The sequence below is a fragment of the Pseudomonas zanjanensis genome, from assembly GCF_014268745.2.
Lineage (GTDB): Bacteria > Pseudomonadota > Gammaproteobacteria > Pseudomonadales > Pseudomonadaceae > Aquipseudomonas > Aquipseudomonas zanjanensis.
The window spans coordinates 3,421,767-3,436,428 of sequence record NZ_JABWRB020000001.1 but is presented as its reverse complement, the minus strand read 5'-3'; the positions used below and the strand labels follow the sequence as shown (position 1 = coordinate 3,436,428).

The 14,662-nt window shown below is 57.5% G+C and carries 18 protein-coding genes and 1 pseudogene; 13 read left to right on the top strand and 6 right to left on the bottom strand.

All coding sequences use genetic code 11. From position 1 onward, the window contains the following. Positions 1 to 171: 171 nt before the first annotated feature. From HU715_RS14530 to HU715_RS14510, 5 genes are all read left to right on the top strand, one after another. Positions 172 to 1,374 carry an MFS transporter gene (locus tag HU715_RS14530; protein ID WP_186707234.1) on the top strand — a complete coding sequence of 401 codons (1,203 nt, stop codon included), beginning with the start codon at positions 172 to 174 and terminating at the stop codon, positions 1,372 to 1,374. A gap of 247 nt (positions 1,375 to 1,621) precedes the next feature. Beyond that, positions 1,622 to 2,104, top strand: coding sequence for a nuclear transport factor 2 family protein (locus HU715_RS14525; RefSeq protein WP_186707246.1), 483 nt, complete (start codon positions 1,622 to 1,624; stop codon positions 2,102 to 2,104). 160 nt (positions 2,105 to 2,264) lie between these two features. After that, positions 2,265 to 2,492: a zinc ribbon domain-containing protein gene (locus HU715_RS14520; RefSeq protein WP_186707235.1), complete on the top strand. Its 228-nt coding sequence runs from the start codon at positions 2,265 to 2,267 to the stop codon at positions 2,490 to 2,492. Between the two features lie 158 nt (positions 2,493 to 2,650). Further along, the gene (locus tag HU715_RS14515) at positions 2,651 to 2,983 is read left to right on the top strand and encodes a type II toxin-antitoxin system HigB family toxin (RefSeq protein WP_186707236.1); all 333 of its coding nucleotides are present in this window, start codon (positions 2,651 to 2,653) and stop codon (positions 2,981 to 2,983) included. After that, a complete protein-coding gene (locus HU715_RS14510) occupies positions 2,980 to 3,621 on the top strand; it encodes a helix-turn-helix domain-containing protein (protein WP_186707237.1) in 642 nt (213 codons plus the stop codon). Before HU715_RS14515 ends, HU715_RS14510 begins: the two co-directional genes overlap by 4 nt. Before the next feature lie 16 nt (positions 3,622 to 3,637). Here the strand turns inward: HU715_RS14510 and HU715_RS27315 are convergent. Continuing rightward, a pseudogene (locus tag HU715_RS27315) lies at positions 3,638 to 3,772 on the bottom strand (DMT family transporter); the annotation flags it as partial. Between the two features lie 189 nt (positions 3,773 to 3,961). Here HU715_RS27315 and HU715_RS14505 point away from each other — a divergent pair. Both HU715_RS14505 and HU715_RS14500 read left to right on the top strand, forming a co-directional pair. Next, a complete protein-coding gene (locus HU715_RS14505) occupies positions 3,962 to 4,543 on the top strand; it encodes a hypothetical protein (protein ID WP_186707238.1) in 582 nt (193 codons plus the stop codon). 49 nt (positions 4,544 to 4,592) lie between these two features. Next, the gene (locus tag HU715_RS14500) at positions 4,593 to 5,153 is read left to right on the top strand and encodes a GNAT family N-acetyltransferase (RefSeq protein ID WP_186707239.1); all 561 of its coding nucleotides are present in this window, start codon (positions 4,593 to 4,595) and stop codon (positions 5,151 to 5,153) included. Between the two features lie 34 nt (positions 5,154 to 5,187). Here HU715_RS14500 and HU715_RS14495 read toward each other — a convergent pair whose 3' ends face one another. Next, the gene (locus HU715_RS14495; RefSeq protein ID WP_186707240.1) at positions 5,188 to 6,303 is read right to left on the bottom strand and encodes a S1C family serine protease; all 1,116 of its coding nucleotides are present in this window, start codon (positions 6,301 to 6,303) and stop codon (positions 5,188 to 5,190) included. A 202-nt stretch (positions 6,304 to 6,505) separates the two neighbouring features. Between HU715_RS14495 and HU715_RS14490 the strand changes: the two genes are divergently transcribed. Further along, positions 6,506 to 7,666, top strand: coding sequence for a PDZ domain-containing protein (locus HU715_RS14490; RefSeq protein ID WP_186707241.1), 1,161 nt, complete (start codon positions 6,506 to 6,508; stop codon positions 7,664 to 7,666). Between the two features lie 40 nt (positions 7,667 to 7,706). On the opposite strand, the gene HU715_RS14485 is transcribed toward HU715_RS14490, so the two are convergent. Beyond that, positions 7,707 to 8,036: a DUF2834 domain-containing protein gene (locus HU715_RS14485; RefSeq protein WP_186707242.1), complete on the bottom strand. Its 330-nt coding sequence runs from the start codon at positions 8,034 to 8,036 to the stop codon at positions 7,707 to 7,709. A 115-nt stretch (positions 8,037 to 8,151) separates the two neighbouring features. On the opposite strand from HU715_RS14485, the gene HU715_RS14480 reads away from it, so the two are divergent. Together HU715_RS14480 and dapF are read left to right on the top strand one after the other, a co-directional pair. Next, entirely contained in the window at positions 8,152 to 8,961 is an 810-nt protein-coding gene (locus HU715_RS14480; protein ID WP_186707243.1) for a helix-turn-helix domain-containing protein, read from the top strand. A 112-nt stretch (positions 8,962 to 9,073) separates the two neighbouring features. Continuing rightward, positions 9,074 to 9,877 (top strand): diaminopimelate epimerase, encoded by an 804-nt coding sequence (gene dapF / locus HU715_RS14475; protein ID WP_186707244.1) that lies wholly within the window; start codon positions 9,074 to 9,076, stop codon positions 9,875 to 9,877. A gap of 64 nt (positions 9,878 to 9,941) precedes the next feature. Here the strand turns inward: dapF and HU715_RS14470 are convergent, their stop codons facing one another. Both HU715_RS14470 and HU715_RS14465 read right to left on the bottom strand, forming a co-directional pair. Then, positions 9,942 to 10,889, bottom strand: a complete 948-nt coding sequence (locus HU715_RS14470; protein WP_186710884.1) for an IS110 family transposase — start codon at positions 10,887 to 10,889, stop codon at positions 9,942 to 9,944. Between the two features lie 400 nt (positions 10,890 to 11,289). Further along, entirely contained in the window at positions 11,290 to 11,850 is a 561-nt protein-coding gene (locus HU715_RS14465) for a nucleotidyltransferase family protein (protein WP_186709719.1), read from the bottom strand. 75 nt (positions 11,851 to 11,925) lie between these two features. Between HU715_RS14465 and HU715_RS14460 the strand changes: the two genes are divergently transcribed. After that, entirely contained in the window at positions 11,926 to 12,741 is an 816-nt protein-coding gene (locus HU715_RS14460; protein ID WP_186709717.1) for a suppressor of fused domain protein, read from the top strand. A gap of 33 nt (positions 12,742 to 12,774) precedes the next feature. Here HU715_RS14460 and HU715_RS14455 read toward each other — a convergent pair whose 3' ends face one another. After that, the gene (locus tag HU715_RS14455; RefSeq protein WP_186709714.1) at positions 12,775 to 13,230 is read right to left on the bottom strand and encodes a GNAT family N-acetyltransferase; all 456 of its coding nucleotides are present in this window, start codon (positions 13,228 to 13,230) and stop codon (positions 12,775 to 12,777) included. A gap of 71 nt (positions 13,231 to 13,301) precedes the next feature. On the opposite strand from HU715_RS14455, the gene HU715_RS14450 reads away from it, so the two are divergent. Both HU715_RS14450 and HU715_RS14445 read left to right on the top strand, forming a co-directional pair. Continuing rightward, positions 13,302 to 13,925: an SMI1/KNR4 family protein gene (locus HU715_RS14450; RefSeq protein WP_186709713.1), complete on the top strand. Its 624-nt coding sequence runs from the start codon at positions 13,302 to 13,304 to the stop codon at positions 13,923 to 13,925. A gap of 241 nt (positions 13,926 to 14,166) precedes the next feature. Then, entirely contained in the window at positions 14,167 to 14,568 is a 402-nt protein-coding gene (locus tag HU715_RS14445; protein WP_186709712.1) for a GFA family protein, read from the top strand. Positions 14,569 to 14,662 lie beyond the last annotated feature (94 nt).

Genomic DNA, 14,662 nt, shown 5'->3' with positions numbered 1-14,662 from the left:
TTTTGTGGTTTCTGCCGTCTTAAAAAAATGACGATGGGGGCAATGGCACCCAGGTGATACGCCGTCAGCGCAAAGTTGCAAACTTCCTAACCTTGACTCCGCCACCCAAACGACTATCCCCGCCTGTAGCCGTGCTACAAAAAGACCTGTTCAGCGCGTGGAAAAACACCGATGTCACCGCTCTCCAACGGCAAGCCCTCCAATCGCTTCGGCCTGTTTTGCGTAGCCAGTTTCCTACTGTCCATTTCTTATGGCGCCACTTTCCTGGTCTCGCTGCTGGTGTCCTCCCTGGGGGGAAATGAGCGCGATGCGGGGCAAGTCTTTGCCGTTGCCATGACGAGTACCCTGGTCGCGGTGGTCGCCTCGGGGCATTTGATGCAGCGCATAGGTGCAGCACTGTGCATGGCCCTTGGCGCTGGTTTTCTGATCATTGCGTCCATGGGGTTTGCGCTGCTATCGGGCCTTGGCCTCGGTTTGTTGGCCTGTGGTTTGATGCTGGGGATTGGGTGGGGGCTGTTTTACACGGTTGGGCCCATTATGGTCGCAGCGATGGTCGAGCCAGCCAGGCGGACTCATTGCTTCGCGCTTTTGTCGGGCAGCATGTTGACGGGGATCGGTAGTGGCCCTCTTTCAGGCAAGCTGGCCAGTTCCTTCGGGCTACCCATCCAGACGGCTTTCTTCTTTGCCGCCGCCGCGGCATTGCTGGGTGGGGTGTATTTTTGGTGGCTGAGAACGGGCTTTGCCGAAGTGGAGCGCCGGTCTGGCGATAAGGCACGGATGGGGCTGAGGTCGGCGACGGATGTGCTGCGCTCACGTTCAGCGTTGTCCATTTTGATGGTGGGGCTGGGGGGCGCGATCTTCGGCGGCCTGGGCAGTTTCCAGACCAGTTATGCAGCCAGTCAGGGGCTTGATTACTCCCTGTTTTTCGTCGGTTTCATGGGGGCGGCTATCGCTTGTCGGTTGTTGATTGCCGGGTGGGTGGTCCGCCGTGACCCCTTTGCGACTTCTTGCCTGTTGACCACGCTGACGTTGGTCGCCGTGACGGGGTTCGGTGTGTGGGTTCATGACAGCCTGAGTTACGGGTTGACGGCGGCATTGCTTGGGGTCGGTTATGGTCTCAACTATTCGGTCATTAATGGCTTGGCTGCCAACGAGGCGCCATCTGGACTGACCGCCCAGGCACTGCTGCTTTTCAGCCTGTCCTACTTCATTGGCGTATTCGGGTTTCCCTTTATCGCCGGCAAGCTCATCAGCAGCACGGGCGTGAATGGGATGCTGCTTAGTGTCGGATTGATCGCTATGTTGGCCTGGGCCTTGAGTGTCGGTCGCTGGCTGGCCGGGCGATTCTGGAAACCAGCCTCTCTCATGGAATGAAACATTTTCCTCTAGCGTGCGGTGGTTTTCCGGCGACCTAGAAGTCTGAGCATAAGGGCATGAAGGTAGTTACGCTGAAGGAAAAAATTGCTTGATGAGCGGCTGGTCGTTGCACCTCGCCAGTGAACAGCATCGGGCAACCTCACAGCAGTATCGGGCAAAGGTTTCTGGGCACACGCCGTTAAGGTTCTCTTGGAAGAGCGTCCTATCAACTGCATTGCTGTGAGAGAACATCATGACCATATGGATGAATTTGGCTTGGCGCGTCCAGGCTCTTGCACTGTCTTTAGTGTTTTCCACGAGTAACGTCTGGGCTTCGGAACCTATTCAAAACGCCAATACGGATCTGGTCCGCCAGGCCTTCGCGAATTGGCAACAAGGCAAAGGCACGGTATTCGATCTGCTGGCGCCCAATGCGAAATGGACCGTGGCCGGGACGAGTCCTGTTTCTGGTGTCTATAACAACAAGGCTGAGCTGGCCCATGTCGTGCGGTCGATTACCGCTCGGCTGGCAACACCGATTGTCCCCACGGTGCAGAACATCGTTGCTCAGGATGATGTCGTGGTTGTGATGTGGGACGGAACAGCCACGGCGCTTGATCATAAACCCTACAACAACACCTACCTGTGGCACATGACCTTCAAGAATGGTCAGATCATTGAAGTCACAGCCTTTCTGGACACCTACGTGCTGGACGACCTTATTCGGCGCGTAAAACCTGCACAGTAGCGGTTCGGCCGAAACAATTGCGTTGGGCTATCTTGTTGGCTGTGAAGCAGTTCGCTTTTCCGTCGTGTGCTTTTCAAAAGGTTCACTCGACTCAGAACAAAAACCGGAAAGGCATGGTCTTTGTCAGTACCCCAAGTTCGTCTCTTCCTGAGGTCACGCAATGAGTCTGATCGATTGCCCTGAATGCGCATCCCGAATTTCCGACAAGGCCTACGCCTGTCCACATTGCGGCAATCCTTTCCGGGAGCCGAGTTTCCGCCTGACCGAGAAGAACGTGGGGCAGATTGCCGGGGTAACCGGCGTCTGGCTCACCGCGCCGTGGGTCGCGCGGATGGTCTTTGGCGTGGTGGCCGTGATTGCGGTGGCGGCGGTGTTGATCTTACGGTGATCGGTCTCCGTGATCGCTGGCTTATGTCCTGGCTCATCTGGCCCAATGCTTCCGGCCAAATCGCCGGCTCGCCACAGCATGAGTCCCGCCATCGCCAATAAAATGGAGTTGTGAAAAAACACAACCAGAGTACCATCGGCTCAAAGACAAGGAAGCCCATGGATATACTCACGCCATCACGTTTTGACGACGCTGCGATTTTGTACCCCAACGACAAGGCCGGGCTTGATCGATGCCTGCGCATTCTGACGATGGCGCGCCCCAAGGCGTTCGCCGACCTGCAAAAGCTATTCGGTACGCACGGTGTCGACTTGTTCAAGCCCAGGGCCGCAATGAACTGGGTGGTGATCGACGTAGGCGGCAATAATCTCAGGGTGATAGGCGGCGTCAACTATGCCCGGCAGAAGTTCTACGTCAAACACATCTACACGCATGCCGATTACGACGTTGCCAACAGCTGGTATGCAAGAAATAAAGGGGTAAGACGATGAGCGCAGCCCGGAACGACTTTCAAACCGTGATCGCGACGCTTGGCGAGCTGCACGCCGTACTGGATCGCCTGCGCGGTGAGTTTGTGCATGGCATCAAGACCCCTGCCGACTATGCGCGTGCGACGGCCCTGCTCGATGCGCTTACCGACGGGCGAGAGCTGAGCAGGACCGAGGAGAGGATTCTCGTTGAGCTCGAGGACGAAATCCTGGCCTATCAGCGCGACTCCCACCAATTTCGCGAATCGAATGCCGCCTTTGAGGCGAGCTGCACGCCTGTGCAGTTGATCAAGGACTTGATGGAGACGCTCGGGCTCACCGGTTCAGACCTCCCTGAAATCGGTGATAAAACGGCGGTGTCCAAGGTGCTCAATGGAGATCGGCCGATCAGTCACAAGATGGCGTACGCGCTGGCAGAGCGGTTTGCGCTGGAGCCGAGTGCTTTCTTGCCAGCGGCCTCTGCAAAGGTGGCCGCTCATATCGAAACTGTCCCTCTTCCTGTCAGTAAAACTTCCACCCATTACGTTTTGCACGAGGACGCCCTGACCGCATATTCAGTGGAAGAGGCCGGTTCCGGTGAATACAAAGTGGTGACTTCGAAGGGTCGCAGAAAGACAGCCAAAGGGCTGGACAAGGGGTAGGGCAATCATCTGCTGATCAAGGGGCGGCGTTGGTTGTCGATCCACGCGAGTTGAGGATGATCCGCACCCCCATGACCACCCCAACCAGCACAGCCGCAAGACCTGACATCTCCAGAAGTGTCGGCAGCCGATGATGAAACCACAAGCCCAGCTCAGCGTCGCGACCACGGCGAGGGCCAATCCGGTGATGAGGTTTGAGTGGGCCTGGATCATCAGGCGTGCGCCCCGGTACGTCGACTATTGCAGCCAATCCCTGAACCCTCTATAAAATCTCGCGCTGACATCGCGTTCCTCTTGACCGTTGTTGGCCCTGGATATCTGACCCGCATGGAGCATCATCGTGAGCCAATCGCCACACCCCCTCATCTCCCAGGCTGATATTTGCCCGGGCACTACCTCCCGCGTCCTGCGACATGCCTTGAACTTCATCTTATTGACGCTGCTCACCGGCTGCGGAGCGCTGTCGGATGTCCGCTCTTTCTCCACCCCTTATTCCACGCCTGACGGTGGCGAGACCGCACGCTTGCGGGTGATCAGCGATGGCATGGTCAGGGCCGTACCCAAGTCCGATTGTGTGGACTTCCGCCTGCCGGGCGCGGGCGTCATGGTGGCGTTCCGGGATGGCTACGCCAATCGCAACGGCGAACGACTGGGCATGCCAGACGACGACAAACATTCATCTTCCACGGTAATGACTGAGCTGCTGGTGCCTGCCGGACAGCCCATCGCTTTTCATTACATCGGTGCTCAATGCTACAACATGTTCCGCTTTGTCCCTAAAGCAGGGGCGGATTACCAACTGGAGGCTGCGGGGCGCTTCAAGTGCACGGTCACCCTCAAGCAACTGTCCGTGAAAACGACCGAGCTTCCCCCTTTATCCTTGGAGGACAGCAAGCTGTGCAGGATCACGGATAACTTGTAGCGTGAAAACTTTTCAAGGACGCCATAACGTTTGAAAAGGAATCTTCATCATGGACCCTATCCCCACGTTCCAAACCTGCCGCCTCATCCTCACCCCCCTTGAACTGGCGGATGCACCGGCGATTCAACGATTATTCCCATACTGGGAAGTGGTCCGTTACCTGGACAGCCGCGTGCCCTGGCCGTACCCGGATGACGGCGCGTTGACCTACGTGCGCGACCATGCGCTCCCCGCTGTCGCCGCCGGGCGCGAGTGGCACTGGATGATCCGTATTGCCGAGGACCCGGCACAGCGTATCGGCAGCATCAGCCTCTACGATCAGCCAGGCAACAACCGCGGTTTCTGGCTGGCGCCGCAATGGCAGGGGAAAGGCTATATGCGCGAGGCGTGCGAAGCGATCAATGCCTATTGGTTCGAAACCCTGGAACGCCCCGTCATGCAGGTGCCCAAGGCCGTGGGCAACCTGGCTTCGCGCAGGGTGTCGGAGCGCGAAGGCATGCGCATGATCGGGACGCAGCAGGGGGAATTTGTCTGTGGGCCGTTGCTTAAAGACGTCTGGGAAATGACGCGTGAGGCGTGGCTTAAAGCGAAAGCTTCATCGAACATCTGATTCCCGCGCCGGCCAGAGCCACCCATCGAGACAGTTACTGACTCGCCAACGGACGCCACGCGGTGGTCTGCAGATAAGGCCACTGTTTAAACAGTAGACCCCGCGTTGTTTCTACGCCCTGCAAGGTTTCTGTGCAATTGACCATCGCGGTAAAGCTGCGCTCGGTCAGCATGAAACTCTCCGACCCCAGCGCCTGGCACTGTTCGCTGGTACCGATTGGCTGGCAAAACATCGGTTGCATTTTCACGTCGTAGCCTTGGGACCGAGTGAATGCCTGGAACTCCGGCATAGCGAGCCGAGCGGGTGTGCCGCTCAGTGCCGGGCCTTGCCAGACGGCGGTGATGAGGCCCCTTGATGGATAGTCGCTCAGCCCCTGGACTTGTCTGGCCTCGAACAGGGCAAAACAGAACGAAGTATTGGCCGCGCTATTGCTTGCTGGCGATGTAACGGGAGCGGCGAGGGGGCGCGTCGGCGCGGCGGCTGCCGCAGGTGCAAGCGCTACCGAGGGTGCCAAGCCCGATGAGTCGCCTATTTCCACCAACGCGTCGATGGGTGCCCGGTTGCGCCACACCTTCAACGGCGCCGCGAAGCCAGGTCGAATACGACTGGCGACAGCGGTCAGCTCGGCAGGGCTGTTGACCGGAGTCCCGGCAATTTGCAAAACGATATCGCCGGCCAACATGCCGGCTTTTTCCGCGCCTGTTCCTGGCACTGGCCTCACGACCAATACGCCGCTGGTTGCGGCTAAGCCAAATTGCTGAGCCATCGCCGGTGTAACGCTGGTGATGTGCAGGCCCAAGCCCCCAGACTGATTAGGTTCCGATGCGGGCATTGCCGCGGACATCCCGGGCGTCGGTGACACCGCAGCGGCAACTGGTGCTGGAGCGCTACCGGCTGAACAATCGCGTTGTCTGGCGACTTGTTGGATCACCAGGTTAACGGGGTCGCCCGCCATGCTCGGATGCTTTTCCCAGCCCTGTTTGGTCGCCAGGAACGTTTCACAATCCATGGCGTAGTAGGTCGCCGGATCTTTGATCTTGCGCAGGTATTCCGCCGTTTCGGCTCGCTCGGCGGAGCTGTACATCGGGTTGACGCAAGACGCCAGGAGAGGGGAGAGCACCAGTAGTGCGGCAAGGCATTTTGTCGACATGGGCTTCTCTGAGGTCGTGGCGTTTAGGCAGGTCCAGGCAAGGTACTATTTGGCCATCATCCTGTCCAACCTCAACCAGGCACTTCGCTGCCGTGGTGATTGAGACGGGTGGCATCTGGGCAAATGTGCATTCGATATACAACTGAAAGGCACTTTGCCATGATGCGGCACGATCCACTCGAATCAATCACTGAGTAGCGAAATGTCCGCATCTGCCTTGAAATCAAGCACCAGGCTTGCCGTTGCACTTTCGCTCACTGCCTTGGCTGGCTGTGCCTCTGATGGCGGTCTCGGTGAGGCGGCGGTAGTCGGTGCGATGCTGCTGCCCATGGGAGGCGTCGATACCAGCATGATGACCAGTGCAGCAGGCCTTGCGGCCGGTGCCTACGTGGTCTCATCGGTTGCCAGTGCGGACTCTGCCAGCGTCTCCCCCGCAACCTCCACCGTTGCCGCCCCCCAAGGCTTGCCACCCATTGACTTGCAAAAGCTGGTGACCCGGGAAACGCCTGACCGGTATCGCTCCAAATCTTGCGAATACATCGAAATGTCCCTCAGCGAGGTGCCGATGTACCAGGCGAGCGCTGAGCCCATCCTGAAGCAGGTCGCCACGGCTCGAAAAGAAGCGGCCAGCCAGGTCTGGCTTGAAAAAGGCTGCCAGCCGGCCAATTTACCTCGCGGCAGGATCGGCGCCAGCATCGAGACCATCGATCCGAAGCGGGCGATGGCGCTGTCAGCGCCTCCCGCCGGAGTTGTGGTGCAGGGGACTGTTCCGGGCAGCGGTGCGCAACAGGCCGGGATCTTGCCTCAAGACGTGATCGTGGCCGTGGATAACGGGCTTATCGCCGATTCAATCGATTTCAGGGTGGCCGTTGCCAAAGCGCCAATCGGCTCGCGGGTGAACCTGAAGGTCTGGCGAAACAACGCGTTTAGCATCGTTCCGGTTCTGGTGGGGCCTGGTGGGACGCAAGTCGCGATGACACCTACGGTGATGGCCAACGGTGCCACGGCGGTGGTCCCGGCCGCAGCCATGTATTGCACCGCCGTACTGTCCACCCAGCATACGTACGGCGCTGCGGTCAGCCCGGTCAAATTGATTGCCGGTGCCGCGAGCGACATGCAACCCTCGCTCAAAAGCTACATCGCCAAGGTGAAGCAGGAACAGCCCGGCGTTTGGGGTGATTTCAAACTCAACAGCGCCGTTTGCACACCGGGCGCCGTGGTGTGCATGGCCGAAGCCAAGGGGCCGACCGGCAAGACCCAGAACGCCTTCGAGTTCTGCCACGCGACGCAAGCCAAGGCGGATGCTGAACTGGCCCAGATGCGTCAGGGGGATCCGAAAGCGGTGCTTGTTGATTGGCCGTGAGCTGTGATTGTCCGTTGCGGTGCATGAGTTGAGGAACTGGCTAATCATGAGTACCTGTCAGCGACGGTTGGTGTCCAAATCCGTTGACGACGATGTACAACAGCGGACCGACCGATACGAAGATGGCCGTGATCAGGAAGTAAGGCAGCAGCGATGTGAGCGACCGGCCTTTCGAACGTGCGTCCCGGTACATCCAGACGCACGCCATGCAAGCGAGCAGATACAGGTCGATGACAACCTGCGCGGTGTCTGGGCGCGACATGAGCCCGAGGCCGAACGCCAGGAGCGATTGCTCGGCGAGAAACAAAGTACTCGCCGTGTACACGGAAAAAAGCAGCAACGTCACCAGTGCGATGTAAGGTTTCTTCAAGTTGCCTCCCTGGACAAGTTCGTTGATCAGGGAGGTAGGCTAGTGATTTGACCGTCATGGTTTCAATGACCTCTGAGGTCATCGACGCCGTTCACCCGCAATGCCAGAGTCAACGATGACCAGTCGACCTTTCTCTCGAACAACGCCGCCAACCTCGGCCGGTGCCCAACTGCGTCACTTGCGCCAACAGGCCGGACTCAGTCAGTTGGACTGCGCGCTGATAACAGGGCTATCTCAGCGTCACCTTAGTTGCATCGAGACGGGACGCGCGAAGCCAAGTCCCGGCACCTTGCACAACTTATTGACTGCCCTGGATGTACCTTTGGAACGATGCAATGACATCTTCCTCGCCAGCGGCTACGCCCCTCGCTACGAAACGACGCCGCTCACATCATCGACAATGGAGGTGGTGCGTGCTGCCATTGATCACATCCTTCACGCCAATAACCCCGCCCCAGCAATTGTCTTGGATGCTCAATGGGACATCCTTGCCGCCAACGCCAGCGCGGGAGTCTTGTTCGATCTGGTGGGGCTTGCCAGAGAAGCGGCAGAGGGGCTTAACCTGTTGGTGACACTGCTGCAACCCGGCGGCTTGGGCGATCATTTGAGTAACGCCGAGGAAATAAGGTTAGTGGCTTGGCAGCGCGCATCCAGGGAAGCCTTGAGTAATCCGGCGCTGGCTGAGATCCTGAAGAGCCTGCCGGCCCCACACAGCGCTGCGCTGGCTAACGAACTGCCTCCGCTGCTGCTGACGCGAGTCGACTCTTCCCAGGGGGAGCTGAGGTTCATGTCGACGTTCACCACCTTCGGTATGCCGCTCGATATCACGATGAGCTCATTGCGTATCGAGCATCTGATTCCTGCCGACACTAGAACTTGGGAGGTCATGACGACGGCATATAAGAAGACGCAACACTCACACTGATCAAGGATGAATACATGCAACCGTCACTCAATCGAATCATGTTGTATGTCCGGAACGCTCAGGCAACCTGCAATTTTTACTACGGTAATTCCATCTCCAGCAGAGCGTTTGCATGCCACTGAGCTTTCATAAGATGCATGCCAATGGCGACGACTTCATTATTGTCGACTCGCGCAATGCAGCCAGCCCAGTGACAAGTGCCCTGGCCCGGCGTATGGGCGATAGGAACCGGGGCGTGGGCTTCAACCAGCTCGCGGTGTTGCTCGATTGCGACGATGCCGATGCGCGTGTGATGTTCTGGAACGCAGATGGCTCCCCGCTGGATGTTTGCGGCAGCGCGACGCGAGGAGCGGCGGATCTGCTGATGCGCGAAGCAAATGCTACTTCGCTGGTACTGCGCACCAACCGCGGTCTGCTGACTTGCGAGCGTACTCCAACCGGCGACATTTCCGTCGCCATGGGCGTGCCGCTTTTCGGCTGGTCGGACATTCCTTTAGCGCAAGAACTGGACACCGCCGCCTTGCCACTGGCCGGCAGTCCCGCCGCGTGCAGCATGGGTAATCCGCACTGCACTTATTTTGTCGATGATCTGGCCAGCGTTGATATCGCGACGATCGGCCCGGCCATCGAAACCAACGCCCTGTTTTCGCTCAAGACCAACGTTCATTTCGTCCAGATCATTGATCGCAACCATATACGGCTGCGGATCTGGGAACGTGGGGCGGGTATTGCGCTAGGTTCGGGATCCTGCTCGTGCGGTGCGGTTGTTAACGGCATTCGTCGTGGTTTGTTGGACAGCACCGTCGAGGTTGAATGTGATGGCGGAAGCGTAACGGTTCAGTGGAATGGCGTGGGTGCGGTCGTTCTTATCGGGCCGGTGGAGGCAAGTTTTTCGGGGGCGATGAGTCAAGGTTGAGGCCCACAGAACGGGTTCCCACCGCCGACCTCCTGTGGGAGATTCTATGGTTGAGGGGAAGCCCTCAAGCCGCTTTTGGTTGGTATTCGCTTTGTCCTTTCAGCAAAGCGAATACGATCCGAGCAAGCTTGCGAGCCAGTATTACTAGCGCCTGCGTGGTAGCGAAGCCCCGAGCTCTTAGTTTTTCATAAAAGCCTTTCCAGGCAGACGTACGGCTGGCCGACATGGCTGCGTTGTGTAAAAGCCGACGAACTTCCGGGTCGCCGCGTTTGCTCAAGCTTCGCCGGTCATCTTTTTGTCCTGATTGGGACACTCGCAAATCCATTCCCAAGAAAGCGATAAAAGCGTCTGCATTCTTGAAGTCGCCCCGCTGAAATGCCGTAAGCAAACGAGCTCCGGTCAAAAATCCGATGCCCTCGACTTTCAGGCAACGGTTCAGTTGACCTAGCAAACCGGCATTTTTCAGATGATCCTTGATCGTCTTCTCGATCAATGTCTCAAGCCTCTGCATGGCGGCGATTTGCTCGGCGAAAGCTGTCTTCAGTAGTGGCTCGTTCGCCCAGCTTTGTACCAGGGCGACTCGAGCCTGAACCAAGGCAGCGCGACGGCGGAAAAGGCTTAGAAGCTGGCGATACAACGGAGATGGCGGTGCCCATGGATGAAGCTCGTGCCCTTCGTTCTTGAGGTAACGAGCCAGCAGCTTGGCGTCCAGCGCGTCGGTTTTGGCGCGTATTTTTACGCCTTTGCGGTAATGATGAAGTTCATAACCGCCCACCATATAGATCGTGCAACCGGCCTCATAGGCCAGATCAGCAAAATCCAAGTGATAGATATTGGTCGACTCAATGGCAACATCGACGGGTCCCGGCAATACTTTCAACCACCTTTTGATGGCCGCCTTGTCGTTAGGAATCGCTTCCAACACATCAAGCTCTGCGTGATAGATCACCAGCTCGTTCTTGGCGACATCCACGCCCACGATTGGCTTTGTGACAGAAACCGGCATTGCCATTGGAAATCCTCCGGGCTAAGGTTTGAACACTTGAAGGGGTCACCCAGAGGCGCAGGCTTGTCTCTATCGTCGATCCAGGCCGAAGCATTCTTTATCGGCGCTTGGGTGAAAGGAGGAGGGGCGAAATCTCCCACGGTCTGTACTGCGCGAACAGTCAGAATCGAGCCTTGTCCCTCCTCCTCCCTTCAAGTCCTACCATACAAGCGAGCTTGCTCGCGAAGGCGGCAGCAAATTCCATACATGGTTCTAAAAGGTACTCCGTGGCGAGGGAGCTTGCTCCCGCTCGGCGGCGTAGCCGTCGTAGACCATTGTCCCCGTTTTTTCTGAAAAAAGTACTTTGGGGCGGCTTCGCCACCCAGCGGGAGCAAGCTCCCTCGCCACGGGATTATCGAGATTGGCATCATTTCTCCACAATCCTGAGCCACGGCCAGCGAGCCTGATAACTCTTCGCCTTCTCATCGAATAAATCCGGCTGAGGATTATTTGGATTGATACGCAGAAAGCCTTGCTCGATATCGTCCAGGCCAAAGGGCGCATAGACCTCGCCGGTTTCAACATCCAGCCCAACACACGTGCCCGCAATCAGGTAACGATCAATGCCATCCTTGGCCGACTGAAGCTGAGGATAAGGCTTGCCAAACCGCTGACCGTACCAAAGGTGGACGCGGGCCTGATTCTTGACCTCGATGTTGACGCCGAGGTCCTGGAAGAGTCGCTGGGCGGCGTTGATCACTTCGTTCTCGGCTTCCCAAGACAGGTCCGGGTCAAAGTAAAAAACATCGTAATCCTTAACGCCCCAAGAGGACGGTTGCTGCGTTTGATGATTCCAGACGGCTTGGAACAGGCAGCCAGCCGTGAGCATGCATTGATTTAAACCGAGTGCAGGCAAGCGCGGAGTGATTTGTGCGTTGATTGGATTAGTCATTGCTATCCTGACCAAACTTTCGACCGTCAATGTCATGTTCATCCTTTGGAAATCGGTCCAGGCGCAGTAACTGAACGATACATCAACTGCAGTTTTCGAATAGGAACGCCCATGAATTTCTTCAAGAAGCTCTTCGGTTCATCAAAAGCCCCTGAAACCCAACACGACCAGCCCGCGCCGCAATCCCCTGAGCTTGTCGACCTGACTGAGGCTGAAGCCGCCAGTCTGGCCGTCCGGGAAGCCGGCGCAGCGTGCCTGGATCGTCATTGGAGTGCTGTCGGCACGGTCGAGCGGGATGTCCTTGCCTACTTGATCAGCCCGACCTTTTCCGGCGGCCCGTACTGGCCTTCGACTCGCCAGGCCTATCGCGTGGTTCGCCGTGGCGACACGATCATCCTCGCCACCGAAGGCCTGTCCGATCCATTCGATGATACGGAAGGCATGGGCAACGGTTTCGAAATGGAGTTGTTCGTCGAAACCGCGGACATCCCCGAACACGCCCATGGCCCCGTGGGCGAGGTCGATCCTTTCAAGGGTAGTTGGGCATTCGAACTGGTGGAACACGTCGCCAAGACGGTGGCCGACGCGGGCGGCATTACCCACCAACTCGACCAGTATGGGGCGCTGTCCCTTGAACTTCCCGGGCTCAGCCAATCGCACCACATGAGCGACCAATTGCCCAAACACTTCGTGACCGATGACGACTCCACCGGCGTTCTGCTCGGTGCCCCGGCGCCGGATTTCCCGACCCTACTGGATGACATGCCGTTGTCGCCGGTCAGATTGGTGCCGGTGGTATTGATCACCGCGGCGGAGCTGGAGTACGTGCGTTCGGGTGGGCGAGCGGCGCGGGAGGATCTGGTGAGTCGTTTGCAGGCGGCGGGGGTTGGGCATTTGAGCAGTCTGCATCGGGCGAGCGTGGTGTGATGGCGCAGGGGTACCTTCTTGGACGCTGCAGTGCTACAGGTCCAAGGTTTTCGTCATGATGATCGTGCGCTCTGATTTGTGGAACTCATCCCGGACTTTTTCAAAGCCAAGCGAAGCATAAAAGCCTTCTGCGGTGATTGAAGAGGGAACCCGCAGCAGCTTCAGGCCTGCGTTGATGGCGATCGATTGAATCCTCGCCATCAGGTGTCTTCCGAGACCCTTCCCTTGATAGCTCGGGTCGACAAACACGCTTCGGACCACGTCCTGATCGAGACTCGCCGTTGCAACGATATGATTGTCGACTGTTGCTACGAGTATCTGGCGTTGAGCCAACAATTGAAGAATTGCCGGCGGGGAAAAATTTTGCACCACTTGATCGATAATTTCGGGTGAGTAGTCTTGGGCATTGGACTGGCGCAAGGCATTGATGATCGTTTGACTGATGGCCGGGGCATCGGTGGCCATAGCGTTTCGGATCAGGTAGTCCATTAGGTGGCTCCTTGCGCATAGTCGCTTGAGCATAGAAGGATTCGGCTTCACTGAGCAAAACGGAAGGCGCAATGACTGATTACCGCGGACTCATTCTCGAAGACACCCGTGAAGCCGCCACCGACCGTGCCATCGCACAATTGGAAGCCAGCCTGGGTGCCCGCCTGCCGGACGACTATCGCCAGTTTCTCAAGACCTGCAACGGCGCTTACGTGGAATACGATGTGTTGGCCACGCTCGCCAATGGCGATGAGGAATTGCTCAGCTTTTCGCTGTACGGGCTGGATCTGGACGAAAAGTATGAATCCAACCCCTTTGAACTGGAGCAATTGCGGGCCCAGCCAGGTTTCCCCGAAACGGGATTGTTGCCGATAGGTCGCGACGGCGGCGCGAGTATCTTGCTGCTGGATGTGCGGGAAGGGCGCCAGGACGTGGCGGCGCTGGTGGCGGGTTTACCGGCCTGGACCGGGCGTCGTCAGCAGGGCGATGAGTACGTGGTGTTGGCGGATTCTTTCAATGGTTATCTGGACTTGCTGCATCTATCGGAAGAGCGGATCGAGGAGCATATCAATCACTTCATGATCAGCCCTGAGAGTGTTGAGGCAACGTTGGAGTGGTTGGATAAGGGGAGCCCGGGGTGGCGGGAGCGGTATCGGGAGTTGTGGAATGCGCGGGTTTTGGATCGGTTGATTTGATGACTTGCCGGTGAGTGACATCCTTGGATGTATACAGGCTCCTTTGGGTCGACTATGCCTGAAGGGGCTGCAGCCGACTCTTTATGGACTCTCAGCGTTATCCATATCGGTCTGTCCCCGATGCTTCGGGGTCTTGGCTCGATAGCTGCGTCGTAGCAGGCAGCAGACGGCAAATAACGGTCGGTCGACTGATTGGACTGGGACAGTTACGCTGGGGTTTCTTATCTGTACGGAAAGGCCTATGACACAGCTATACCAAGGAAGCTGCTTATGCGCTGCCGTCAGTTACGAGCTACTCGTCTCACCAAAAGCAGTGAGTCATTGTCATTGTAGCCAGTGTCGCAAGGGGCACGGGGCAGCATTCGCATCGTACGGCAGCATTCCCCGTAGCGCGCTTCGAGTACTTCGCGGTTCCACCAACATCAAAAGCTATGCTTCGTCAGAGGCCGTATTACGTGAGTTCTGCATCGATTGCGGTTCGACTCTGTTTTGGTCTCGATCTGAAGGTAAATTCTCCGACTGGGTCTCGATAGCGTTGGGCACGCTTGATACACCCTTCCTGCCTCAAAAGCAGAAGCATGTTCATGTCGACTCCGCAGTCCTCTGGTTCAAGTCATCTAACCTGTGTTCTCAGGTCGACTGACGGCTCTGATCGCTTTCTGCCGGTCTCAGTCACCCAGCGTGTTGGTTAAGTCCGATGCAAACGATAGGTCAAGTCGAATTCAAAGGGTGGACAA